Origin of the sequence: Pseudomonas sp. HY7a-MNA-CIBAN-0227 (genome assembly GCF_040310325.1) — a bacterium.
GTDB lineage: Bacteria > Pseudomonadota > Gammaproteobacteria > Pseudomonadales > Pseudomonadaceae > Aquipseudomonas.
Genome location: NZ_JBEOPT010000001.1, coordinates 189,070 through 214,049, shown reverse-complemented (window position 1 = coordinate 214,049; position 24,980 = coordinate 189,070). Strand labels below are relative to the sequence as shown.

At 60.3% G+C, this 24,980-nt stretch carries 21 protein-coding genes; 16 read left to right on the top strand and 5 right to left on the bottom strand.

Features of this window, described 5'->3' with window-relative positions; genetic code table 11:
* Window positions 1-229 precede the first annotated feature (229 nt).
* The 16 genes from mraZ (at window position 230) to lpxC (ending at window position 18,068) form a co-directional block, all read left to right on the top strand.
* A complete protein-coding gene (gene mraZ, locus AAEZ06_RS00965) occupies window positions 230-685 on the top strand; it encodes a division/cell wall cluster transcriptional repressor MraZ (RefSeq protein ID WP_003171868.1) in 456 nt (151 codons plus the stop codon).
* Window positions 682-1,629, top strand: a complete 948-nt coding sequence (gene rsmH / locus AAEZ06_RS00960; protein ID WP_371923849.1) for a 16S rRNA (cytosine(1402)-N(4))-methyltransferase RsmH — start codon at window positions 682-684, stop codon at window positions 1,627-1,629. The genes mraZ and rsmH overlap by 4 nt, the downstream gene beginning before the upstream one ends.
* Window positions 1,626-1,919, top strand: a complete 294-nt coding sequence (gene ftsL, locus AAEZ06_RS00955) for a cell division protein FtsL (RefSeq protein WP_133099829.1) — start codon at window positions 1,626-1,628, stop codon at window positions 1,917-1,919. The genes rsmH and ftsL overlap by 4 nt, the downstream gene beginning before the upstream one ends.
* Entirely contained in the window at window positions 1,919-3,661 is a 1,743-nt protein-coding gene (locus tag AAEZ06_RS00950) for a peptidoglycan D,D-transpeptidase FtsI family protein (protein WP_178114386.1), read from the top strand. Before ftsL ends, AAEZ06_RS00950 begins: the two co-directional genes overlap by 1 nt.
* Window positions 3,661-5,124, top strand: coding sequence for a UDP-N-acetylmuramoyl-L-alanyl-D-glutamate--2,6-diaminopimelate ligase (locus tag AAEZ06_RS00945; protein WP_149410927.1), 1,464 nt, complete (start codon window positions 3,661-3,663; stop codon window positions 5,122-5,124). The genes AAEZ06_RS00950 and AAEZ06_RS00945 overlap by 1 nt, the downstream gene beginning before the upstream one ends.
* Window positions 5,117-6,487 (top strand): UDP-N-acetylmuramoyl-tripeptide--D-alanyl-D-alanine ligase, encoded by a 1,371-nt coding sequence (locus tag AAEZ06_RS00940; protein WP_149410928.1) that lies wholly within the window; start codon window positions 5,117-5,119, stop codon window positions 6,485-6,487. Before AAEZ06_RS00945 ends, AAEZ06_RS00940 begins: the two co-directional genes overlap by 8 nt.
* Window positions 6,487-7,569 (top strand): phospho-N-acetylmuramoyl-pentapeptide-transferase, encoded by a 1,083-nt coding sequence (gene mraY / locus AAEZ06_RS00935; RefSeq protein WP_133099825.1) that lies wholly within the window; start codon window positions 6,487-6,489, stop codon window positions 7,567-7,569. Before AAEZ06_RS00940 ends, mraY begins: the two co-directional genes overlap by 1 nt.
* Before the next feature lie 5 nt (window positions 7,570-7,574).
* Window positions 7,575-8,921 carry a UDP-N-acetylmuramoyl-L-alanine--D-glutamate ligase gene (gene murD / locus AAEZ06_RS00930; protein WP_149410929.1) on the top strand — a complete coding sequence of 449 codons (1,347 nt, stop codon included), beginning with the start codon at window positions 7,575-7,577 and terminating at the stop codon, window positions 8,919-8,921.
* A complete protein-coding gene (gene ftsW, locus AAEZ06_RS00925; RefSeq protein ID WP_149410930.1) occupies window positions 8,918-10,141 on the top strand; it encodes a putative lipid II flippase FtsW in 1,224 nt (407 codons plus the stop codon). Before murD ends, ftsW begins: the two co-directional genes overlap by 4 nt.
* Entirely contained in the window at window positions 10,131-11,201 is a 1,071-nt protein-coding gene (murG, locus tag AAEZ06_RS00920) for an undecaprenyldiphospho-muramoylpentapeptide beta-N-acetylglucosaminyltransferase (RefSeq protein WP_149410931.1), read from the top strand. The genes ftsW and murG overlap by 11 nt, the downstream gene beginning before the upstream one ends.
* Window positions 11,194-12,651 carry a UDP-N-acetylmuramate--L-alanine ligase gene (gene murC / locus AAEZ06_RS00915; protein ID WP_149410932.1) on the top strand — a complete coding sequence of 486 codons (1,458 nt, stop codon included), beginning with the start codon at window positions 11,194-11,196 and terminating at the stop codon, window positions 12,649-12,651. The genes murG and murC overlap by 8 nt, the downstream gene beginning before the upstream one ends.
* Window positions 12,648-13,616, top strand: a complete 969-nt coding sequence (locus AAEZ06_RS00910) for a D-alanine--D-alanine ligase (RefSeq protein WP_149410933.1) — start codon at window positions 12,648-12,650, stop codon at window positions 13,614-13,616. The genes murC and AAEZ06_RS00910 overlap by 4 nt, the downstream gene beginning before the upstream one ends.
* Before the next feature lie 4 nt (window positions 13,617-13,620).
* Window positions 13,621-14,487: a cell division protein FtsQ/DivIB gene (locus AAEZ06_RS00905; RefSeq protein ID WP_149410934.1), complete on the top strand. Its 867-nt coding sequence runs from the start codon at window positions 13,621-13,623 to the stop codon at window positions 14,485-14,487.
* A 15-nt stretch (window positions 14,488-14,502) separates the two neighbouring features.
* On the top strand, window positions 14,503-15,762 hold the full coding sequence (gene ftsA, locus AAEZ06_RS00900) for a cell division protein FtsA (RefSeq protein WP_133099818.1): 1,260 nt from the start codon (window positions 14,503-14,505) through the stop codon (window positions 15,760-15,762).
* 85 nt (window positions 15,763-15,847) lie between these two features.
* Window positions 15,848-17,044: a cell division protein FtsZ gene (gene ftsZ, locus AAEZ06_RS00895; RefSeq protein WP_350612488.1), complete on the top strand. Its 1,197-nt coding sequence runs from the start codon at window positions 15,848-15,850 to the stop codon at window positions 17,042-17,044.
* A 112-nt stretch (window positions 17,045-17,156) separates the two neighbouring features.
* Window positions 17,157-18,068, top strand: a complete 912-nt coding sequence (lpxC, locus tag AAEZ06_RS00890) for a UDP-3-O-acyl-N-acetylglucosamine deacetylase (RefSeq protein ID WP_029297841.1) — start codon at window positions 17,157-17,159, stop codon at window positions 18,066-18,068.
* A 53-nt stretch (window positions 18,069-18,121) separates the two neighbouring features.
* On the opposite strand, the gene AAEZ06_RS00885 is transcribed toward lpxC, so the two are convergent.
* The 5 genes from AAEZ06_RS00885 to AAEZ06_RS00865 form a co-directional block, all read right to left on the bottom strand.
* A complete protein-coding gene (locus AAEZ06_RS00885; protein ID WP_149410936.1) occupies window positions 18,122-19,624 on the bottom strand; it encodes a sensor domain-containing diguanylate cyclase in 1,503 nt (500 codons plus the stop codon).
* A gap of 87 nt (window positions 19,625-19,711) precedes the next feature.
* On the bottom strand, window positions 19,712-21,205 hold the full coding sequence (locus AAEZ06_RS00880; protein ID WP_149410937.1) for a sensor domain-containing diguanylate cyclase: 1,494 nt from the start codon (window positions 21,203-21,205) through the stop codon (window positions 19,712-19,714).
* Between the two features lie 105 nt (window positions 21,206-21,310).
* Complete coding sequence (locus AAEZ06_RS00875) at window positions 21,311-22,633, bottom strand: OprD family porin (protein WP_149410938.1); 1,323 nt, start codon at window positions 22,631-22,633, stop codon at window positions 21,311-21,313.
* Window positions 22,634-22,948: 315 nt separating this feature from the next.
* On the bottom strand, window positions 22,949-24,313 hold the full coding sequence (locus AAEZ06_RS00870; protein ID WP_149410939.1) for a heavy metal sensor histidine kinase: 1,365 nt from the start codon (window positions 24,311-24,313) through the stop codon (window positions 22,949-22,951).
* Window positions 24,303-24,980, bottom strand: coding sequence for a heavy metal response regulator transcription factor (locus AAEZ06_RS00865; RefSeq protein ID WP_133099812.1), 678 nt, complete (start codon window positions 24,978-24,980; stop codon window positions 24,303-24,305). Before AAEZ06_RS00865 ends, AAEZ06_RS00870 begins: the two co-directional genes overlap by 11 nt.

The window sequence follows — 24,980 nt, the reverse complement described above, 5'->3', positions numbered from 1 at the left end:
ACTTCAATCTCTAGTTCTTTGAGTCACTTGTGGTTGTTGAGTCAAAACCGCCTTGGAACTCTCGTTTCTCTTCCTTTTACCTTCCTAAATCTCCGTTCTGTAAGGCTTTTCCTTTAATCCGCGCCTTGACGGTGTGGTAGGCGCATTCCTATAGTGTGCGCAAGTGGCGGAAAGTGGCACAAAGTGGGTTTTTTGAACGTAAAACGCTAAAAATGGGAGAAGCGCATCTGTGTTTCGCGGAGCTAACGCTATCAGTCTCGATGCAAAAGGCCGTCTCGCTATGCCGAGCCGGTATCGTGACGAGCTTATTTCGCGAAGTTCCGGACAGTTAATCATCACTATCGATGCCGTTGACCCTTGTTTGTGCGTTTACCCACTCGACGAGTGGGAACTGATTGAAACCAAGTTGCGTGCCCTGCCTTCATTGCGTGAAGAAAACCGCCGTCTGCAACGTTTGCTGATTGGTAATGCCGTCGACCTTGAGCTCGATGGCAGTGGTCGTTTCCTGGTCCCACCGCGTCTGCGCGAATACGCCAAGCTGGATAAGCGCGCAATGCTGGTAGGCCAACTGAACAAGTTCCAATTGTGGGACGAGGATGCCTGGGATGCTGTTTCTGCAGCGGACCTGGCTGCTATTCAACAACCGGGCGCCATGCCTGATGAACTGCGTGATTTGATCCTGTGACTATTGATAGCGGCTTTAACCACATCACCGTACTGCTTGACGAAGCCGTCCAGGCTCTCGCCGTACGCCCTGATGGTTGCTATTTAGATGGCACATTCGGGCGTGGCGGGCACAGCCGCTTGATACTCAGTCAGCTCGGTTCCGACGGGAAACTCCTCGGGTTCGACAAAGACCCTCAAGCGATTGCCACCGGGCAAGCGCTAGCGGCCGAAGACGGCCGCTTTGTCGTTGTGCAGCGCAGTTTTGCCGAGCTCGGTGCGGAAGTCGCTGAGCGTGGCATGGCAGGTAAGCTGGCCGGGGTCCTGCTGGACCTGGGCGTGTCGTCTCCACAGCTGGACGACCCTGAGCGCGGCTTCAGTTTCATGAACGACGGCCCGCTGGACATGCGCATGGACCCGACCCGTGGTGTCAGCGCCGCGCAGTTCATCGCCACCGCTCCAGTGGAAGAAATCGCCCGTGTGTTCAAGGAGTACGGTGAAGAGCGTTTCTCCGGTCGCATGGCCCGCGCCGTGGCCGAGCGCCGGGTAATCCAACCGTTCGAACGCACCGCCGACCTGGCCGAAGTGCTGAAAGTTGCCAACCCTGCGTGGGAAAAGGGCAAGAACCCGGCCACCCGCGCTTTCCAGGGGCTGCGCATTCACGTCAACAACGAATTGGGCGATCTGGAGACCGGCCTCGAAGCTGCTCTGGAATCCCTGGAAGTGGGTGGTCGCCTGGTGGTGATCAGCTTCCACTCCCTGGAAGACCGTATCGTCAAGCTGTTCATGCGTCGTCTGGTCAAGGGCGAAACCGATAACCTGCCGCGCAACCTGCCGGTACGTTTCGAAGCCTTTGTGCCGAAAATAAAAATCCATGGCAAAGCGCAGTTCGCCTCCGAAGCCGAACTCAAGGCCAACCCACGTGCTCGCAGCGCTGTCATGCGCGTCGCGGAGAAGCTGCGGTGAGCAAGCTCTTCGCCAAGCCCCTTCCGGGCGGCAGCTTCTTTATGTTGCTGCTGTTTATCGGCGTGCTGGTGTCCGCGATTGCGGTGTCCTATAGCGCCCACTGGAACCGCCAATTGCTTAACTCCCTGTACGGGGAGTTAAGCGTGCGCGACAAGGCGCAGGCAGAGTGGGGCCGGTTGATTCTTGAGCAAAGCACCTGGACGGCCCACAGCCGGATCGAAGTGCTGGCCGCCGAACAGCTGAAGATGCGCATTCCGGGCGCTGCAGAAGTTCGCATGGTGGCGCCATGATGAAACTCGAAGGCGCACTCTACCCATGGCGTTTCCGTGTGGTGCTGGGTTTGCTGGCACTGATGGTCGGCGCGATTGTCTGGCGCATTGTCGACCTGCAAGTGGTAGATCGCGACTTCCTGATCGGTCAGGGCGATGCCCGCAGCCTGCGTCATATTCCGATTCCTGCGCACCGCGGGCTGATTACCGACCGCAACGGCGAGCCTCTGGCCGTTAGTACGCCGGTGACCACCTTGTGGGCTAACGCCAAGGAACTGCAAGTCGCCAAGGACAAATGGCCGGAACTGGCCACCGCCCTGGGCCAGGACCCGAAAGCCCTGAAGGAACGCCTGGAAGCCCAGGCCAATAAAGAATTCATCTACCTTGTTCGAGGGCTGACCCCTGAGCAAGGTCAGCAGGTGCTCGACCTGAAAATCCCTGGTGTCTATGGCATCGAGGAGTTTCGGCGTTTCTATCCGGCCGGTGAAACCACTGCCCATATGGTTGGCTTCACCGACATTGATGACCACGGCCGCGAAGGCGTGGAACTGGCCTACGATGAATGGCTGGCCGGGGTCCCCGGCAAAAGACAGGTCATCAAGGATCGGCGCGGCAGACTGATCAAGGATGTCCAGGTCACCAAAAACGCCAAGGCCGGTAAGCCCTTGGCGTTGTCGATTGACCTGCGCCTGCAATACTTGGCCAACCGCGAGCTGCGTAACGCCATCATCGAGAACGGCGCCAAGGCCGGCAGCCTGGTGATCATGGACGTGAAGACCGGCGAGATCCTCGCCATGGTCAACCAGCCGACCTACAACCCCAACAACCGTCGCAACCTGCAACCGGCGATGATGCGCAATCGCGCCATGATTGACGTGTTCGAGCCGGGCTCGACCATGAAAGCTATCTCCATGAGTGCCGCTCTGGAAACCGGACGCTGGAAGCCCAGCGACAAGGTCGAGGTTTATCCGGGCACCCTGCAGTTGGGCAAGTACACCATTCGTGACGTGTCCCGCACCGAAGGTCCGGTACTGGACTTGACCGGCATCCTGATCAACTCCAGTAACGTCGGCATGAGCAAGGTCGCCTTCGATATTGGCGGTGAAGCCATTTACCACCTGGCCCAGAAGGTCGGCCTCGGTCAACCTACCGGCCTGGACTTCCCGGGTGAGCGCGTCGGTAACCTGCCGAACTACCGCGAATGGCGCAAGGCCGAGACCGCCACGCTGTCCTACGGCTACGGACTGTCGGTGACGGCGATCCAGTTGGCCCATGCCTTTGCCGTGTTGGCCAACAACGGCCGCATGGTGCCGCTGAGCCTAATCCATGTCGACGAAGCGCCAAAGGCGACTCAGGTCATCCCGGAAAACGTCGCCAAGACCATACAAGGCATGCTGCAACAAGTGATCGAGGCGCCGCGCGGTGTGTTCCGTGCCCAGGTACCGGCGTATCACGTGGCCGGCAAGTCCGGTACCGCCCGTAAAACTTCGGTCGGCATCAAGGGCTACGCAGAAAACTCTTATCGCTCGCTGTTCGCTGGCTTCGGCCCCATGAGCGACCCGCGCTACGCCATCGTTGTGGTCATCGACGAACCGAGCAAGGCCGGCTACTTCGGTGGCCTGGTCTCGGCACCGGTATTCAGCAAAGTGATGTCCGGCACCCTGCGCCTGATGAACATCACGCCGGATAATCTGCCGCCTACTCAACAAGCGAACGCCGGACCACCGGCCGCTGCTGTAAAAGCCAATGGAGGGCGCGGCTGATGTCTCTTAGCCTGAACAAAATTTTTGCCCACGCTGGCCGCGATCTGCTGATTCGCGAATTGACTTTGGACAGCCGTAACGTACGTGCCGGCGACCTGTTCCTGGCGGTGCCAGGCGGCAAGTTCGACGGCCGCTCCCATATCGCCGACGCCTTGCAGCGTGGTGCGGCAGCAGTGGCCTATGAAGTCGATGGTACTACCGTACTGCCAATTACCGATGTGCCCTTGATTCCGGTCAAGGGCCTGGCGGCGCAGCTGTCGGATATCGCCGGACGCTTTTATGGCGACCCGAGCCGTACCCTGAACCTGATTGGTGTCACCGGTACCAACGGCAAGACCAGCGTGACCCAATTGGTCGCCCAGGCTCTAGACCTGCTAGGCCAGCACTGCGGCATTGTCGGTACCCTGGGCACTGGTTTTTATGGCGCGCTGCAAAGCGGCCTGCACACCACGCCCAACCCGATTGCCGTCCAGGCGACCCTCGCCGACCTGAAAAAGGCCGGTGCCAAGGCGGTTGCCATGGAAGTATCGTCCCACGGCCTGGATCAGGGCCGGGTCACCGCCCTGGCCTTCGACGTGGCGGTGATGACGAACCTGTCTCGCGATCACCTGGATTACCACGGCACCATGGAGGCTTACGCTGATGCCAAGGCCAAGCTGTTTGCCTGGAATGACCTGAAGTGCCGGGTAGTCAATCTGGATGATGAATTCGGTCGGCGGTTGGCAGCACAAAAAAGTGAAGCACGCCTGATCAGCTACAGCTTGGAAGATTCCAGCGCGTACCTTTATTGCCGCGAAGCCCGGTTTGACGACGAAGGCGTGCGCGCCACGCTGGTGACGCCTCAGGGTGAGCACCACTTGCGCAGCACCTTGCTGGGTCGCTTCAACCTGAGCAATGTCCTCGCTGCCATCGGCGCCTTGCTCGGTCTGGATTACGCCCTGGACGAAATCCTGCGAGTGCTGCCCAAGCTCGAAGGGCCAATTGGTCGCATGCAGCGCCTCGGCGGCGGCACGCAGCCGTTGGTGGTGGTCGATTACGCTCACACTCCCGATGCCCTGGAAAAAGTCCTGCTGGCCCTGCGCCCCCACGCCAAGGGCAAGTTGCTGTGCCTGTTCGGCTGTGGCGGTGACCGCGATCGCGGCAAGCGCCCATTGATGGCCGAAGTGGTGGAGCGTTTGGCCGATGGCGTGCTCGTCACCGACGACAACCCGCGCAGCGAAGCACCGAGCCAGATTTTCGACGATATCCGCGAAGGATTTGTCGACGTCGCGAAAGTGACCTTTGTTGCCGGCCGCGGCGCCGCCATCGCCCAACTGATTGCCAGCGCCGGCGCTGACGATGTGGTGGTGCTCGCCGGTAAAGGCCACGAGGATTACCAGGAAATCAACGGCGAACGCCATGCCTTCTCCGATCTGGTAGAAGCCGATCACGCCTTGACTGCGTGGGAGGTGGCCCATGCTTAAAGCGCTCAAACTCAGCGAACTTACCCAGATTTTGTCGGCTCGTGTGCTGTCGGCCGATTGCAGCTTTGACGGCGTCAGCATCGACAGCCGGGCGATCAAGCCTGGGCAACTGTTCGTCGCCTTGGCCGGTCCTCGCTTCGACGGCCATGATTACTTGAATGACGTTGCTGCCAAAGGCGCTGTCGGCGCCCTGGTACAACATGAAGTCGCTGATTCGATGCTGCCGCAGTTGCTGGTGGCCGACACTCGTCTGGCCTTGGGCCAACTGGGTGACCTGAACCGCGCCGCCTTCGGCAATCCTGTCGCGGCCATTACCGGCTCCAGCGGCAAGACCACCGTCAAGGAACTGCTGGCCGGCATCCTGCGCACGCGCGGGCCAGTACTGGCCACTCGTGGCAACCTGAACAATGATTTCGGCGTCCCGCTGACCCTGCTCGAACTGGCCCCGGAACACACGGCGGCGGTGATCGAGTTGGGGGCTTCGCGCCTTGGCGAAATCGCCTACACCGTGGCCATGACCCGGCCCCATGTCGCCGTGATCAACAATGCGGGCACTGCCCACGTTGGCGAGTTCGGCGGCCCGGAGAAAATCGTCGAGGCCAAGGGTGAAATTCTTGAAGGCCTGGATGCTTCCGGCACCGCGGTGCTGAACCTTGATGACAAGGCTTTTGAGATCTGGCGTGTACGCGCCGCCGGTCGCAAGGTCTTGAGCTTCTCGGTGCGTAATGCCGCCGCCGATTTTCACGCATCAGGTATCACCGTCGACGCACGGGGCTGCCCGGCTTTCACCTTGCATAGCCCGCAAGGCGATGAACACGTGCAGTTGAATCTGCTGGGCAACCACAACGTCGCCAACGCACTGGCCGCTGCTGCTGCCGCTTACGTATTGGGCGTCTCGCTGTTCGGTATTGCTACCGGCCTTGGCGCGGTGCAACCGGTCAAGGGCCGCACCGTTGCGCAGTTGGCAACTAACGGCATGCGCGTCATTGATGACACCTACAACGCCAACCAGTCCTCGATCTGTGCCGCCATCGACCTGCTGACCGGCTTCGAGGGTCGCAAGGTGCTGGTTCTTGGCGATATCGCCGAACTGGGCGACTGGGCTGAACAAGCTCACCGCGAAGTCGGCGCTTATGCCGCAGGCAAAGTGGATGCGCTGTACGCCGTGGGATCGAACATGGCCTACGCCGTGAACGCCTTCGGGCCGGGCGCGCAGCACTTCGCTACTCAGGCCGAGCTGATCCAGGCGCTGAACGCCGCAGAACAAGACAAACACACCACTATTTTGATCAAGGGATCGCGCAGCGCGGTGATGGAAAACGTCGTCGCGGCCTTGTGTGGCTCAAGTATGGAGAAACATTAATGCTGCTGCTGCTGGCTGAGTATCTGCAACAGTTCCATAAAGGCTTCGCGGTCTTTCAGTACCTGACCCTGCGCGGGATTCTCGGGGTGCTGACCGCGCTGTCGTTGTCGCTGTGCCTGGGGCCCTGGATGATTCGCACCCTGCAAAGCCTGCAGATTGGCCAGTCGGTCCGTAGCGACGGCCCTCAGTCGCACCTGGCCAAGTCCGGCACTCCGACCATGGGCGGCGCTCTGATCCTCTCGTCCATTGGCATCAGCACCCTGCTGTGGGCTGACCTACATAACCGCTACGTCTGGGTGGTGCTGCTGGTGACCCTGCTGTTTGGCGCCATCGGCTGGGTCGATGACTATCGCAAGGTGATCGAGAAGAACTCCAAGGGGCTGCCAAGCCGCTGGAAGTATTTCTGGCAATCGGTGTTCGGTCTCGGCGCGGCGATCTTCCTTTACATGACCGCACCAAGCGCGGTGGAAACCACACTGATCCTGCCGATGCTCAAGGACATCAGCATTCCCTTGGGCGCAGGCTTCGTGGTGCTGACCTACTTCGTGATTGTCGGCTCCAGCAACGCAGTCAACCTGACTGACGGCCTCGACGGCCTGGCGATCATGCCGACGGTGATGGTGGGCGGCGCCCTGGGCATCTTCTGCTACCTGTCGGGTAACGTGAAATTTGCTGAATACCTGCTGATCCCATATGTCCCGGGGGCCGGTGAGCTGATTGTGTTCTGCGGCGCGCTGATCGGCGCCGGCCTGGGCTTCCTGTGGTTCAACACTTACCCGGCACAAGTCTTCATGGGCGACGTCGGCGCACTGGCGCTGGGCGCCGCACTGGGCACCATCGCTGTGATCGTCCGTCAGGAAATCGTCCTGTTCATCATGGGCGGTGTCTTCGTAATGGAAACCTTGTCAGTAGTGATCCAGGTGGCCTCCTTCAAGTTGACCGGTCGCCGTGTGTTTCGCATGGCGCCGATTCACCACCACTTTGAACTCAAGGGCTGGCCTGAGCCGCGTGTGATTGTCCGTTTCTGGATCATCACCGTGATTCTCGTACTGGTCGGCCTTGCCACCCTGAAGCTGAGGTAGAACGAGTGTCTCTGATCGCTTCTGACCACTTCCGCATCGTTGTCGGCCTCGGCAAGAGCGGCATGTCCCTGGTTCGCTTCCTGGCGAACCGGGGCACGTCGTTTGCCGTGGCCGATACGCGGGAAAATCCACCGGAGCTGGTCACGCTGCGCCGTGACTACCCGCACGTGGAAGTGCGTTGTGGCGAACTGGATGTCGAGTTTCTCTGCCGTGCCGACGAACTCTACGTGAGCCCCGGCCTGGCGTTGGCGACTCCAGCCCTACAAGCGGCAGCGGCCCGTGGCGTGAAGCTGTCCGGCGATATCGAGCTGTTCGCGCGTAACGCGAAGGCACCGATCGTGGCCATCAGCGGTTCCAACGCCAAGAGCACTGTTACCACCCTCGTCGGCGAAATGGCGGCTGCGGCCGGCAAGCGTGTGGCCGTGGGCGGCAACCTTGGCACCCCGGCGCTGGACTTGCTCAGCGACGACGTCGAGCTGTACGTGATGGAGTTGTCGAGCTTCCAGCTGGAAACCACCGACCAACTGGGCGCCGAAGTGGCCACCGTGTTGAACGTCAGTGAAGACCACATGGACCGCTACAGCGGACTGCCGGCGTATCACCTGGCCAAGCACCGGATCTTCCGTGGTGCGCGGCAAGTGGTGGTCAACCGCCAGGATGCCCTGAGCCGTCCGCTGATTGGCGAAGGTTTGCCGTGCTGGACCTTTGGTTTGAGCAAGCCGGACTTCAAGGCTTTCGGCCTGCGGGAAGAGAATGGCGAGAAATACCTGGCCTTCGAATTCCAGAACCTGATGCCGGTGCGTGAGTTGAAAATTCGTGGCGCCCATAACCAGTCCAATGCTCTGGCGGCGCTGGCCCTGGGGCATGCCGTCGGTTTGCCGTTCGACGCCATGCTCGAAAGCCTGCGCACCTTCACCGGTCTCGAACACCGCTGCCAGTGGGTTCGCGACCTGGATGGCGTGAGCTACTACAACGATTCCAAGGCCACCAACGTCGGTGCCGCACTGGCCGCCATCGAAGGCCTGGGTGCTGATATCGAAGGCAAGCTGGTGCTGATCGCCGGCGGCGACGGCAAGGGTGCCGACTTCAAGGACCTCAAGGCTCCGGTGGCTGCTCATTGCCGCGCCGTCGTCCTGATGGGCCGTGATTCGGACCTGATCGCCACTGCCCTGGGCGAAGCGGTGCCACAGGTTCGCGCGCAATCCCTGGATGACGCCATCGCCCAATGCCGAGCCCTTGCTCAGCCGGGTGATGCAGTGTTGCTGTCGCCAGCGTGCGCCAGTTTCGACATGTTCAAGAACTACGAAGAGCGCGGCCAGTTGTTCGCCCGCGCCGTGGAGGCCTTGGCATGACGCTCGATCTGCGCAACATCATCAAGCCATACCCGTCGCCGCTCATTACCGGGCGTGGCATTGATCTCGACTTCCCAATGCTCGTCGGGTGCCTGGCGTTGCTGGGCCTTGGCCTGGTGATGATCACTTCGGCGTCCTCGGAAGTGGCCGCCGTTCAGTCGGGCAACACCCTGTACCACATGCTCCGCCACCTGATTTACCTGGTGATCGGTTTGGGCGCGTGCATCGTCACCATGATGATCCCCATCGCCACCTGGCAACGCCTGGGCTGGCTGATGCTGATCGGTGCCTTCGGCTTGTTGGTGATGGTGATCGTCCCCGGCATTGGCCGCGAAGTGAACGGTTCGATGCGCTGGATCGGTTTCGGTGCGTTTAACGTGCAGCCGTCGGAAATCGCCAAGGTGTTCGTGGTGATCTACCTCGCCGGCTACCTGGTGCGGCGACAGAAGGAAGTGCGCGAAAGCTGGATGGGCTTCTTCAAGCCCTTCATCGTGCTGCTGCCCATGGCCGGCCTGTTGCTGATGGAGCCGGACTTCGGTGCCACCGTGGTGATGATGGGTGCGGCGGCGGCGATGCTGTTCCTGGGTGGAGTGGGCTTGTTCCGCTTTGCCTTGATGGTCGGGCTGGCAGTAGCGGCGGTGACGATCTTGGTTCAGGCGCAACCCTACCGGATGGCCCGTCTGATCACCTTTACCGACCCCTGGTCCGACCAGTTCGGCTCCGGCTACCAGTTGACCCAGGCCTTGATCGCCTTCGGTCGCGGCGAGTGGCTGGGCGTGGGCCTGGGCAACAGCGTGCAGAAACAGTTCTACCTGCCGGAAGCCCACACCGACTTCGTATTCTCGGTCTTGGCCGAAGAGCTGGGCGTGGTTGGCTCCCTGGCTACCGTCGCACTGTTCGTCTTCGTCTGCGTGCGGGCCATGTACATCGGCCTGTGGGCCGAGAAAGCCAAACAGTATTTCGCCGCTTATGTGGCGTACGGGCTGGCGTTCCTGTGGATCGGCCAGTTCCTGATCAACATCGGCGTGAACGTCGGCCTGTTGCCAACCAAAGGTCTGACGCTGCCGTTCCTCAGTTATGGCGGTAGTTCGCTGGTTATTTGCTGCGCCTGTCTGGGCTTGTTGCTGCGTATCGAGTGGGAGAGTCGAACCCATTTGGGCAGTGAGGAGATGGAGTTCAGCGAAAGCGACTTTGCCGAGGAGCCGACCCATGGGCGCTAACGTGCTGATCATGGCGGGCGGCACCGGCGGCCACGTGTTTCCGGCGCTGGCCTGTGCCCGTGAATTCCAGTCGCGCGGTTACAGCGTGCATTGGTTGGGGACCCCGCGCGGGATTGAAAATGAATTGGTACCCAATGCCGGGTTACCGCTGCATTTGATCAACGTCACCGGCCTGCGGGGCAAGGGCAAATTGTCCCTGCTCAAGGCGCCGTTTGTGTTGCTTAAGGCCGTATGGCAAGCACGCAAGGTGATCCGTGAATTGAAACCGGTCTGCGTGTTGGGCTTTGGCGGTTATGTGACGGGGCCTGGTGGTGTCGCGGCCAAGCTCGCTGGCGTGCCGGTGATCGTCCACGAACAGAACGCCGTCGCCGGGACTGCAAATCGCCTGTTGGTGCCGTTGGCTGCTCGGGTCTGCGAAGCGTTCCCCAATACCTTTGCTGCATCGGACAAACGCCGCACCACCGGCAACCCAGTACGTACCGAACTGTTTATGGAAATCTCCCGTCAGGCCCTGGCCGGGCGCAAGGTACATCTGCTGATTCTGGGCGGAAGCCTGGGGGCCGAGCCGCTGAATAAATTGCTGCCTGAAGCCCTGTCGCAGCTCCCGGTGGAACTGCGTCCCGAGGTCTTCCATCAGGCGGGCAAGAATCACGATGAAGTGACCGCTGGGCGTTACCGCGATGCAGGTGTCGAGGCCAACGTACAGCCTTTCATCAAAGACATGGCCCAAGCCTATGGCTGGGCCGACCTGGTGGTCTGTCGCGCAGGTGCGTTGACCGTCAGTGAACTGGCTGCCGCCGGTCTGCCGTCCTTGCTGGTGCCTTTGCCCCACGCCATCGACGATCACCAGACCCGCAACGCCGAATATTTGGCCGGGGAGGGCGCTGCCTTCCTGCTGCCGCAAAGAACGACTGGCGCCGCCGAATTGGCCGCACGCCTGACCGAGGTTTTGATGCAACCGGAACGACTCAATAGCATGGCGAGCACCGCAAGCCGCCTGGCCAAACCTGATGCAACCCGCAACGTGGTCGATATCTGCCTGGAGGTGGCCCATGGTTGAGAATCAAAAAGCCATGCCGCAACCGGAAATGCGCCGCATCCGTCGCATCCATTTCGTGGGCATCGGCGGCGTGGGCATGTGCGGGATTGCCGAGGTGCTGCTGAACCTGGGCTACCAGGTGTCCGGTTCCGACCTGAAAACTTCGCCGGTCACTGAGCGCCTGAAGTCTTTCGGTGCGCAGATTTTTATCGGCCACCGTGCCGAAAACGCCACCAATGCCGATGTGCTGGTGGTGTCCAGCGCTGTGAACACTTCCAACCCGGAAGTGGCCGCCGCCCTTGAGCGCCGCATTCCCGTGGTGCCTCGCGCCGAGATGCTGGCCGAGCTGATGCGCTACCGCCACGGCATTGCCGTCGCCGGTACTCACGGCAAGACCACCACCACCAGCTTGATGGCCTCGGTATTCGCCGCTGGCGGCCTGGACCCGACTTTCGTGATCGGTGGCCGGCTGAATGCAGCGGGCACCAATGCACAGTTGGGTACCAGTCGCTACCTGATTGCCGAAGCCGATGAAAGCGACGCCAGCTTCCTGCACCTGCAGCCGTTGGTGGCCGTGGTCACCAACATCGACGCCGATCACATGGCGACTTACGACGGGGACTTCAACAAACTGAAGAAAACCTTCGTTGAATTTCTCCACAACCTGCCGTTCTACGGTTTGGCGGTGGTGTGCCTGGACGATCCGGTGGTGCGCGAGATCCTGCCGCTGGTCAAGCGTCCGACCTTGACCTACGGCTTCAGCGAAGACGCCGACGTGCGCGCCATCAATGTGCGCCAGCAAGGCATGCAGACCTTCTTCACCGTGCTGCGCCCTGATCGCGAGCCGCTGGACGTGTCGGTGAACATGCCTGGTAACCACAACGTGCTCAACTCCCTGGCAACCATCTGTATTGCTAGCGACGAGGGTGTCAGCGATGAAGCCATCGTCGAAGGCCTGTCGTGCTTTGAAGGTGTGGGCCGGCGTTTCCAAGTCTACGGCGAGTTGCCGGTGGAAGGCGGCAACGTGATGCTGGTGGACGACTACGGTCACCACCCAACCGAAGTCGCCGCTGTGATCAAGGCCGTGCGTGGTGGCTGGCCGGAACGCCGCCTGGTGATGGTCTACCAGCCGCACCGTTACAGCCGTACCCGCGACCTGTACGACGACTTCGTCAATGTATTGGCCGATGCCAACGTACTGCTGCTGATGGAAGTCTATCCGGCCGGTGAAGAACCGATCCCTGGTGCCGACAGCCGCAAGCTGTGCAACAGCATTCGTCAGCGCGGGCAACTGGACCCGATCTACATCGAGCGCGGTGTCGACCTGGCGCCTATCGTCAAGCCGCTGCTGCGTGCTGGTGACATCCTGCTGTGCCAGGGCGCCGGTGATATCGGCGGCCTTGCCCCTAAATTGCTCGCCAGCCCGCTGTTTGCCGGCGCCGTGGCCGCACCACAGGGGAAGTCGAAATGACTACTGACTACGGCTCCCTGTTCTCCACCATCAAGCCAGCGGACTTTGGTCGTGTGGCTGTGCTGTTCGGCGGCAAGAGCGCTGAGCGTGAAGTGTCCCTCAAGTCCGGCAATGCCGTGCTGGAGGCGCTGCTCAGTGCTGGCGTGAACGCGTTCGGTATCGACGTGGGCGACGACTTCATGTCGCGCCTGCAGGCCGAAAAGGTTGATCGCGCCTTCATCATTCTTCACGGCCGTGGCGGTGAAGACGGCAGCATGCAGGGCCTGCTGGAGTGCCTGGGTATTCCTTACACCGGCAGCGGCATTCTTGCTTCGGCGCTGGCCATGGACAAGCTGCGCACCAAGCAAGTGTGGCACAGCCTGGGCATTCCGACGCCGCGTCACAGTGTTCTGCGTAGCGAAGAAGATTGTATTTGTGCAGCCAAGGAACTGGGCCTGCCTTTGATCGTCAAACCAGCCCATGAAGGTTCCAGTATCGGCATGGCTAAAGTGAACTCAGCCGCCGAATTGATTGACGCATGGAAAGCGGCCAGTACCTACGACTCGCAAGTGTTGGTGGAACAGTGGATCTGCGGTCCCGAATTCACCATCGCGACTCTTCGTGACCAGGTATTGCCGCCTATCGCATTGGGCACGCCCCACACCTTTTACGACTACGACGCCAAGTACCTGGCTTCCGATACCCAGTACCGGATTCCGTGTGGCCTCGATGCAACCAAGGAACAGCAATTGATGGACCTCACGGCGAAAGCCTGTGAGGCGCTGGGTATCGCCGGTTGGGCGCGGGCAGACGTGATGCAAGATGACCAAGGGAACTTCTGGTTCCTCGAAGTCAATACCGCACCAGGGATGACCGATCACAGCCTGGTACCCATGGCAGCTCGTGCGGCCGGATTGGATTTCCAGCAGTTGGTGCTGGCCATTCTGGCCGCCAGTGTCGCCAGTAACGAAGAGCCGAGAGATTAAGACCATGCAAGGCGCATCGCTTCGACATCAGCAACCCGCTCCCGGCCGCAAGCCGGTGCCGCGTGGTGCCAGCCGAATGGTGGCTAAAGAGCCGATGTCGGCGCGCCTGCCGAAAGCCAACTTTGGTTTTCTCAAGGCCCTGTTCTGGCCGGTGCTGTTGGTGGCGTTGGGTTTCGGTACTTATGAAGGTGCCCAGCGTCTGCTGCCTTACGCCGACCGGCCGATCACCAAGATCAGCGTGCAGGGCGACTTGAGCTACATCAGCCCTCAGGCGGTACAGCAGCGGATTGCGCCCTATGTGAGCGCGAGCTTCTTCACGATCGACCTGGCTGGCATGCGTGCGGAGCTAGAGCAAATGCCCTGGATTGCCCACGCCGAAGTGCGTCGAGTGTGGCCGGACCAAGTGACGATTCGCCTGGAAGAGCAACTGCCGGTGGCCCGTTGGGGCGAAGAAGCGCTGTTGAATAACCAGGGCCAGGCTTTTAATCCGCGCGAACTGGCCAATTACGAGCACCTGCCGAAGCTGCTCGGGCCACAACGGGCGCAACAACAAGTGATGCAGCAGTACCAGGCCTTGAGCCAGATGCTGCGGCCACTGGGTTTCTCCATTGCGCGACTGGAATTGCGCGAGCGGGGCAGCTGGTTTTTGACCACCGGGGCAGGCAGTTCCGGCCCGGGCATCGAGTTGTTACTGGGACGTGACCACTTGGTGGAGAAGATGCGCCGTTTTATCGCCATCTATGACAAGACACTGAAAGAACAGATTACGAACATTGCGAGCATCGACCTGCGTTACGCCAACGGCCTTGCCGTTGGCTGGCGTGAACCGGCTGCGCCCACGGCAGCGCAGCCCGCTGTCGCGAAGAATTAAGAAGAGGCAGGACCCATGGCAAACGTGCAAAGCGGCAAAATGATCGTCGGTCTCGATATCGGCACCTCCAAGGTGGTGGCGCTGGTAGGCGAGGTTGCGGACGACGGCACGCTGGAAATCGTCGGAATCGGCACGCATCCGTCCCGTGGCCTGAAGAAGGGCGTGGTGGTCAACATCGAGTCCACTGTGCAATCGATCCAGCGCGCCATCGAAGAAGCGCAGTTGATGGCCGGCTGCCGAATTCACTCGGCGTTCGTCGGTGTTGCCGGCAACCACATCCGCAGCCTGAATTCCCACGGCATCGTGGCGATTCGCGACCGTGAGGTCAGCGCTGCTGACCTGGAACGGGTACTTGACGCGGCCCAGGCCGTGGCGATCCCGGCCGACCAGCGGGTGCTGCACACCCTGCCGCAAGACTATGTGATCGACAATCAGGAAGGTGTTCGCGAGCCCCTGGGCATGTCGGGCGTACGTCTGGAAGCCAAGGTCCATGTAGTCACCTGCGCCGTAAACGCTGCACAGAACATTGAAAAATGCGTGCGCCGCTGCGGCCTGGAAATCGACGACATCATTCTCGAGCAACTGGCCTCCGCGTATTCGGTCCTGACCGACGACGAAAAAGAACTGGGCGTATGCCTGGTGGACATCGGCGGCGGCACCACCGACATTGCGATCTTTACCGAGGGTGCGATCCGTCACACCGCAGTGATCCCGATTGCCGGTGACCAGGTGACCAACGATATCGCCATGGCGTTGCGCACACCGACCCAGTACGCCGAAGAAATCAAGATCCGTTACGCCTGCGCCCTGGCCAAGCTGGCCGGCGCTGGTGAAACCATCAAGGTGCCGAGTGTTGGCGACCGTCCGCCGCGCGAACTGTCGCGCCAGGCGTTGGCTGAAGTGGTCGAGCCGCGCTACGACGAACTGTTCACCTTGATCCAGGCTGAGCTGCGCCGCAGCGGCTACGAAGATTTGATCCCGGCCGGCATCGTGCTGACCGGTGGCACCTCGAAGATGGAAGGCGCGGTGGAACTTGCCGAAGAAATCTTCCATATGCCAGTGCGCCTGGGCGTTCCCCATGGCGTCAAGGGCCTGGGCGACGTGGTGCGCAACCCTATTTATTCCACCGGCGTGGGCTTGCTGTTGTACGGCCTGCAAAAGCAGACCGACGGCATTTCCCTGTCGGGCATTGGCAGCCGCGAAAGCTACAGCAACGACGAGCCGAAAACGCCGTTGTTCGAGCGCCTGCAAGCCTGGGTGAAAGGTAACTTCTAGATTTACCGTGACACCGTTTCACTGTTGTAGATGCATCGATGCAAGTAGTAGGCGAAAAAACTAGAGAAATGAAAGGAGAGGGAACATGTTCGAACTCGTAGACAACATCCCGCAAAGCCCGGTCATCAAAGTGATCGGTGTTGGCGGTGGCGGCGGCAACGCAGTCAACCATATGGTCAAGAGCAACATTGAAGGCGTCGAGTTCATCTGCGCCAACACTGATGCCCAGGCGCTGAAAAGCATCGGCGCACGCACCATCCTGCAATTGGGCACAGGCGTGACCAAGGGCCTGGGCGCTGGCGCTAATCCGGAAGTCGGCCGTCAAGCCGCCCTGGAAGACCGTGAGCGTATTGCCGAAGTGCTGCAGGGCACCAACATGGTGTTCATCACCACTGGCATGGGCGGCGGTACCGGTACCGGTGCTGCACCGATCATTGCCGAAGTGGCCAAGGAAATGGGCATTCTGACTGTCGCGGTTGTGACACGTCCGTTCCCGTTCGAAGGTCGCAAACGCATGCAGATCGCCGATGAAGGCATTCGTCTGCTGTCCGAAAGCGTCGACTCGTTGATCACTATTCCCAACGAGAAGCTGCTGACCATCCTCGGTAAGGACGCCAGCTTGCTGTCGGCTTTCGCCAAGGCCGATGACGTACTGGCTGGTGCCGTTCGCGGTATCTCCGACATCATCAAGCGTCCGGGCATGATCAACGTCGACTTTGCCGACGTACGTACCGTGATGAGCGAAATGGGCATGGCGATGATGGGCACTGGCTGCGCCAGCGGTCCCAACCGTGCACGTGAAGCTACTGAAGCGGCCATCCGCAACCCATTGCTGGAAGACGTGAACCTGCAAGGCGCACGCGGCATCCTGGTGAACATCACCGCCGGTCCTGACCTGTCCCTGGGTGAGTACTCCGACGTGGGTAGCATCATCGAAGCCTTCGCTTCCGAGCACGCCATGGTCAAGGTCGGTACCGTTATCGATCCAGACATGCGCGATGAACTGCACGTGACCGTAGTTGCTACCGGCCTGGGTGCAAAAATCGAGAAGCCTGTGAAGGTTATCGACAATACCGTTCATACCGGCCACAACAGCCAGTCGGCTGCCGCTTCTGCGCCTTCGCGCCAGGAACTGCCGTCGGTGAACTACCGTGACCTGGATCGTCCGACCGTGATGCGCAACCAGGCTCAGGCCGGGGCTGCGGCGTCGACTCGCTTGAATCCGCAAGATGACCTGGACTACCTGGACATCCCGGCTTTCCTGCGTCGTCAGGCCGATTAATGGAATGTATCAGGGCTATGAAGGTGATTGGTGTTCAGCAAAGGTCTGGTCTGCTATTATCGCCAGCCTTTGTTGATACCAGTTCGCAATTTGCGCTGAAGCGGTCCAAGCCATGATTAAACAACGCACCCTGAAAAATATTATCCGTGCCACAGGTGTAGGTCTGCACTCCGGGGAGAAGGTATACCTGACCCTCAAGCCTGCGCCTGTCGACACCGGCATCGTGTTTGTTCGTGCCGACCTGGACCCTGTCGTGCAGATTCCTGCTCGCGCGGAAAACGTTGGCGAAACCACTATGTCGACCACATTGGTCAACGGTGACGTCAAAGTAGACACGGTGGAGCATTTGCTCTCGGCCATGGCTGGCCTGGGCATCGATAACGCCTACGTCGAGCTCTCCGCGTCCGAAGTCCCAATCATGGATGGCAGCGCTGGACCCTTCGTATTCTTGATTCAATCTGCCGGCCTGGAAGAACAGGACGCAGCCAAGAAGTTCATTCGCATTCTGCGGGAAGTGACAGTAGAAGACGGCGACAAGCGCGCCACCTTCGTCCCGTTCGAAGGCTTTAAAGTGAGCTTTGAGATCGATTTCGATCACCCGGTATTCCGTGACCGCACCCAAAGTGCAAGCGTGGATTTTTCCAGCACTTCGTTTGTAAAAGAAGTCAGCCGCGCCCGTACCTTTGGTTTCATGAGTGACATCGAGTACCTGCGCAAGCACAACCTCGCACTCGGCGGTAGCGTTGAAAACGCCATTGTGGTCGACGCGGATGGTGTACTGAACGAAGACGGTCTTCGTTATGAAGACGAATTCGTGAAGCACAAGATCCTCGATGCAATCGGTGACCTCTACCTGCTGGGCAATAGCCTGATAGGCGAGTTCAAAGGCTTCAAGTCGGGCCATGCACTGAACAACCAGCTCCTGCGCAAGTTGATTGAGCAGAAAGACGCTTGGGAAGTCGTGACCTTCGAAGATGCCAGCACCGCACCGATCTCTTACATGCGTCCCGTTGCGGCGGTGTAAGTAACAACTCTCTTTCCTTTTGTTTTTAAAGGCTGCCTGCGGGTGGCCTTTTTTTACGCCTGCGAATCGGCCTCGACGATACGGTTGCGACCGCCGTGCTTGGCCTCATAGAGGGCGCGGTCGGCACTGAGCAGCAGTTCTTCCAGCGATGCTGCGCTCCTTTTGTTCCAAGTGCTGAGGCCGATGCTCACGGTTATCGGCTGGGTATCTGCGGCCAACCGTGGCAAATACTCGATGCTGCTGCGGATATGCTCAGCGATCACCCCTGCACCACTGCTGTCGGTGTGGGGCAGAATCACAGCAAATTCCTCACCACCATAGCGGGCGGCCAAATCGGCCGGGCGCCGGATGTTGCTGTCGATCACCTGTGCCACGGCGCGCAAGGCTTCGTCGCCACCTTGATGGCCATGACGGTCGTTGAACGCCTTGAAGTGGTCGACGTCGATCATCAGCAACGCCAGGGGTTCGTTGGAGCGTTGCGCGCGCTCCCATTCCAGGCGCAGGCGCTGGTCAAGCGTGCGGCGGTTGGCCAGGCCGGTGAGGGCATCGGTGGCTGCCAGTTCTGACAGCACGCCTTCGGCGCGGTATCGCCGACGCAGTTCCATGCACAGCATCCAGGTCAGCCAGAGCAAGCCGAGACATAGCACGCCAGTTGCGCTGCTGATCAACAGCGCGGCACGTTTCCAGGGGGCGAAGATTTCATCGGACGACAACGCGACGGCGACGATCAGCGGCAAGGTGCCGACATTGGAGAAGGTATAGAGGCGCGGGTGGCGGTCGACGCTAGAGATGCCGGTGAAGCTGCCGTTACGTTCGCGCAATATGCGCGCAACGTTTGGTCGCGCGCTGAGGTCCTTGTCGATCATGTCCTGTTCCAGCAACGGCTGTTGGGCCAACAGAATGCCCTGGTGATTGATCAGGTTGATGGTGCTGTTGCTGCCAATATTGAGGCTGTTGAACAACTGGGCGAAGTACGACAGGCGCATGGAGGCTACCGCCACCCCGAGGAATCGCCCGTCCGAGGCGGACACCCGGCGACTGAAGGCGATGCGCCATTTGTCCTCGCACACACTGCAGGCCATAAAGGGGCGACTGATAAACAGCCCGCTGTCGGGATTCTGCTGGTGGGTCTGGAAATAGTCGCGGTCGGCGAAGTTGCCGGGCATGGGTGCCAGCAACGAAGAGTCGGCGATCACCTCGCCAGCCTTGTCCAGCAACAGGATGTCGCCCTTGTACGGCGCTGCCGCTGACCGGTCGAACAGTACCAAATGGCGGATGTTCGCCGACACATCCTGCAAGTCGCTGCGTTCGGTGGCGGCAATCAGGCCTTTGAGGGACATGTCGTAGAGCTCGACGTTACGCAGCACGTCGGCGTCGATCAGTTGGGTAATGTTACTCGCTGTGCGCTTGGCCGCCTGCAGGGCGTTGGCGTGTTCGCGAATCAGCAGGATGGTGACGATGGCCACAATCAGCAGGACCGTGAGGCCGCTGCCCAGGATCAACAGGAACTCCGGGCGGCGGCTAGGACGTGGTAGACGGGCAATGCTTGGGCTCATCAGGCGTACTTCTGCTTCGAGGATGCCTTTAGCGTAGTTCCTGATACATGCCCATGTGTGAACGTTCCTGTTGCATGGCAACGATCATCACAGACCCTGGGCGTCGACGATGCGATTTCGCCCTGTGTGCTTGGCCTCATACAGCGCCCGGTCGGCACAGAGCAGCAGTTCTTCCAGAGAGCCATGGCTGTTTTTGTCCGCGACGCTGATGCCGATGCTCACCGTGATCGGCAGGGTATCCCCAGCCACCCGAGGCAGGTGTTCGACGGCGCTGCGTATATATTCAGCAATGACTCCGGCGCCGTTGCTGTCGGTATGAGGCAGGATCACTGCAAATTCTTCGCCGCCATAACGGGTAGCCAGGTCAGCGGGGCGCCGCACACTGCTGGCAATGGCCTGGGCCACGTTGCGTAACGCTTCATCGCCGCCCTGATGGCCATGGCGGTCGTTGAAGGATTTGAAATGATCGATATCGATCATCAACAGCGCCAGCGGCTCCCCCGAACGTTGCGTGCGATCCCACTCCATACGCAGGCGCTGGTCCAGGGTGCGGCGGTTGGCCAGGCTCGTCAGGGCATCGGTGGCGGCCAGTTCCGACAGCACTTTTTCGGCGCGGTAACGGCGGCGCAACTCCAGGCGCAACATCCACGTCAGCCACAGGAGGCCTACGCACAACACTCCGGTGGCGCCACTGACCAGCAGCGCCGCGCGTTTCCAGGCGGCAAACACGTCCTCGCTGGACAACGCCACGACGACGATCAGCGGCAGCCGGCCGACGTTGGTGAAGGTGTACAGGCGAGGTGTGCCGTCGAGGCTGGAGACCCCACTGAAACTGCCGCTGCCTTCGCGCAGCATTCTTTTAAAGTTTGACCGTGAGCTGAGGTCTTTGTCGATCATGTCGCGTTCCATCAAGGGTTGCTGGGCGAGAAGAATGCCGTTGCTGTTTAGCAGGTTGATGGTGCTGCCACTGCCGATCGTGAGGCTGCTGAACAACTGATCAAAATACGCCAGGCGCATGGTGGCCACCGCTACCCCTGAAAACTCGCCATTGACCCCTTGCACCCTGCGGCTGAACGCGATGCGCCATACCTGCTCGCAGTCGCAGGGGACCTTGAACGGGCGGCTGATAAACAGCCCCGCATCGGTGCTCTGTTGATGGATCTGGAAATAATCGTGGTTGGCGAAGTTACGGGGTGTGGGGGTGAGCATCGATGAGTCGGCGGTTACTGCTCCGCTCTTGTCCAACAGGAGGATTTCGCCCTTGAAGGGGGCTGCCGTTGATTGGTCGAACAGTACCAAGTGACGGATGTCCGCCGACACCTGCGCTAAATCTTTGCGCGACGTAGCCGCGATCAGGCCTTGCAGGGCCAAGTCATAGAGTTCGACGTTACGCAGCACATCGGCGTTGATCAGTTGGGTGATGTTACTGGCTGAGCGCTTGGCCGCCTGCAGGGCGCTGGCATGCTCGCGAATCAACAACACAGCGATGATGACGATGATCAGCGTGACGGTGAGGCCACTGCCCAGAATCAGAAAAAGCTCCGGGCGTGCAGGACGACTATAGGTAGGGCGTTGATTCATCGGACTGACTTCGGCGACGACGATGCTGGCAGTCTAATTCGAAGCCGTGTGAATTAAGTCATTACCGGTGAAAGAAAGATTAGCGTGGTGGCGCTTTCGGTGGTTTCAAAACACATCAATCGGGTAATCCACAATCACCCGGTATTCATCCACGTCCCGGTCCACGGCCGAGTAGCCGTTGCTGCCACGGTTGGTCGCCCACTGCAGGCGCACGGCCAGATCCTTGGCTTTACCGCCTTGCACCACGTACTTCAAATCGATGTCCCGCTCCCAATGCTTGGCGTTCTTGCCATCGGCGCTGTACCAGGAGGCATAGCCACGGCTGTCGGGATCAACCTTGGTCAGGTCGGTCTTGCCGCTGGAGTAGGACACGGCCGAAGTCAGGCCCGGCAGGCCAAGGCCGACAAAATCGTAGGCGTACTTGAGCTTCCACGAGCGCTCGTTAGGGCCGTTGAAGTCCGAGTATTGCTGGGAGTTGTCCAGGTATACGCTGTCGCCCTGGGTGATGTAGTCGAACGGCGTATTGCCGTTGACCCGCTGGTAGGCAGCGGTGACGCTGTGATTGCCGACGCCGACAGTGAAATGCAGGCTGTAGGTGTTGTTGTCGATATTGCCCAGCAGGGCGTTGCCGGTGTCTTGCGTATGGTAGTAGTGCAAGCCGGGGTTAAGGCTTACCAGGTCGTTGACCGCGTAGGTGTAGTCCAGGTCGTAGTAGTACTGGTTCCATACGTCCTTGAGTTCGGAGGCGTAGAGGCTGCTGGTCAACCCAGGAACGCCGCTCCAGGCCACGCCGGCCCAGTTCAGATGCTGGCTGTCGTCGCCGCCCTGCAATGCGCCATAGCTGGTGCCGATGCGCTGGTGGCCGCTCTGGTTGTAGAGCTTGGTAAAGCTGGCCTGGCCGCCTTCGATCATCAGCCCGTCGAAGCTGTGGTTGGTCAGGCTCAGGCCACGAAAGGTCTGGGGCAGCATGCGTGTCATGCCGCCGGCGATCACCGGGTTGTTGAGGAACAGGTCGCCGGCTTTCAACTCGGTGTCGAAGGCGCGCATTTTCAGGGTGCCGCCCGCGGTGGAAAACGAGCCGGGTGCCTTGCCGTTGCCGCTGCCGTAAGGGAGGATGCTGGAGCCGTCGGTGCCGCCACCGCCGTCGAGCTTGAGGCCGAGCATAGCGTGGGCATCAAGGCCGAAACCGACGGTGCCTTGGGTGTAGCCGGATTCGAAGATGCCGAGAAACCCCTGGCCCCACTCCTTGCTGTCATCGGTGTGAGTGTCGCGACGGTCGCGGTTCATGTAGTAGTTGCGAGTGTTGATTTTGAAGCTTGAGCCTTCGACGAAACCGTCGGTGGGCGTGGTGTCTGCCGCGTGGGCGAAAGGGACGATAGTGGCAGCAATTGCGAGGAATAATGGGGTTAACGTCAGCGAGGTTTTCACCTGGTTGGAGCTCCTTTGGGTCAATCGAAACCGGCTAATGTTGTTGGGTTTGCCTGGCCTTTTTTACGGTCAAAAAAAAGCCGCTGAAGTCAGCGGCTTTAGGACAGATTCCCAGTGTAGAGCCCTGGAAATAAGTCGAGGGAAATCTGGGGAGGGCGGGTCAGCTGTCTTTGCCGTCGCGCTCGTCGATGCGATAAATTAGCGCAGGTGAGTGGCGGTATACAGAGTGTAACAAGATAATTACCATTGCCAAAATCGCAACAGTTGAACGAGGGCAGAGCTTTTGTAGCGAGCAGGCAAGCTTCCTCTCCACTGTTAGACCGGCAAGGTTATTCCGAAGGTATTGCCGCTGCTGTCACTGCGCACAAACACATCCCCGCCATGCATCAACGCAATCGCCTTGACGATGGCCAACCCCAGCCCATGATTGGCGCCGCTGTTGCTGCGCGAAGCATCCACCCGATAAAAGCGCTCAAACAAACGAGGCAAATGTTCGTTGGCAATCACCTCGCCAGGGTTGGTCACGCCAATCGCCACCTGATGCTCCAGCACCTCGATCTTCACTTCGATCATCTGCCCCGGCGCCGTGTGCTGCACAGCATTGCTCAGCAAGTTAATCAGCGCCCGGCGCAAGTGGGCCTTTTCGATATGCACTTGGGCGTCGCCGGTCACCTGCACCTGCACCTGGGCGTCTTCAAGGATGAAGTCCAGGTAATCCAGAGTGGTGGCGACTTCATCGGCCAACGAGCTGCTGATCAGCTTGGTGGCTTTGCTACCCTGGTCGGCGCTGGCCAAAAACAGCATGTCGTTGATGATCGAACGCAGGCGTTCCAGCTCTTCCAGGTTCGATTGCAGCACCTCGAAGTAATGCTCCGCCGAGCGCCCGCGGGTCAGGGCGACCTGGGTCTGGCCAATCAGGTTGGTCAGCGGCGAGCGCAGCTCATGGGCGACGTCGGCGTTGAAGGATTCCAGGCGTGAGTAGGCCTGTTCCACCCGCTCCAGGGTGGAGTTGAACGAGTTGACGAACTGCTTGAGCTCCGGCGGCAGCGGCGACAGTTGCAGGCGCCCGGAGAGTTTCGGCGGCGCCAGTTTTTGCGCTTCATCCGAGAGTTTGATCAGCGGCTTGAGGCCGATGCGCGCCACCCAGAAGCCGAATACTGACGCCAGCAGCACCCCGACAAACGCCAGGCTGACCAAGGCCGTCAGCAAGTGATGCTGGGTGGCACGGAAGTTCTCGGTGTCGATGGCGATCATGAAGCGCAGCGGCGGGCGCTGGTCCTTGGCGGGAAACTGGCTGACCAGCACCTTGAACGGGTAATCATGGCCCGGCAGGTACAAGTCGCGTTTGCCGGTCGGGCCCTCGGCGAAGGTGCGAATCTGCGCATCAGCGTTGCCATATTCGTAGGCCGGATCACTGCTCACCACCCAGAAACGGATGCGCTTGTCTTCCTCCCCCAACAGCTTGAGCTTGCTGTTGATCTTCACCCAGTGGTCCGGCGTACCGTAGCGCCCCAGGGACGATTCCAGCACGCTGTAGCGCGCATCCAACTCGGCGCCCGGCAACAGGTCCAGGCCCTTGTCCACCTGCTGATACAGCGCACCGCCGATCAACAGGAAGATCAGCAGCGCCACGAGGGTGAACATGCCGCTCAGGCGCAGGGCGATCGAGTTAGTCGACACCGCGGTTCTCCAGCACGTAGCCCATGCCGCGAATGGTGTGCAGCAGTTTCTGTTCGAACGGCCCGTCGAGCTTGGCCCGCAGCCGCTTGATCGCTACTTCGACGACGTTGGCGTCGCTGTCGAAATTGATGTCCCAGACCATTTCCGCAATCGAGGTCTTGGACAGAATCTCGCCCTGGCGCCGCGCCAGCACGCTGAGCAACGAGAACTCCTTGGCGGTCAGGTCCAGGCGAATGCCTGCGCGGCTGGCCTTGCGGCTGATCAGGTCGATCCACAGGTCGGCGATGGTGACTTGCACCGGCTCATGGCCGCCACTGCGTCGGGTCAGGGCTTGCAGGCGTGCCACCAGTTCCAGGAAGGAGAAGGGTTTGCCCAGGTAATCATCAGCGCCTTCACGCAACCCGCGAATGCGGTCTTCCACCCGCTCGCGCGCGGTGAGCATGATCACCGGGGTCTGCTTGCGGGCTCGTAGCGCGCGCAATACGCCGAAGCCGTCCAGGCCCGGAAGCATCACGTCGAGCACGATTACTGCGTAGTCACTTTCCAGGGCCATGTGCAAACCCTCGACACCCTCCCGGGCAACATCGACCGTATAGCCTTGCTCGGTCAGGCCGCGATGCAGGTAATCGGCGGTTTTTTCTTCGTCTTCAATAATCAGGACGCGCAT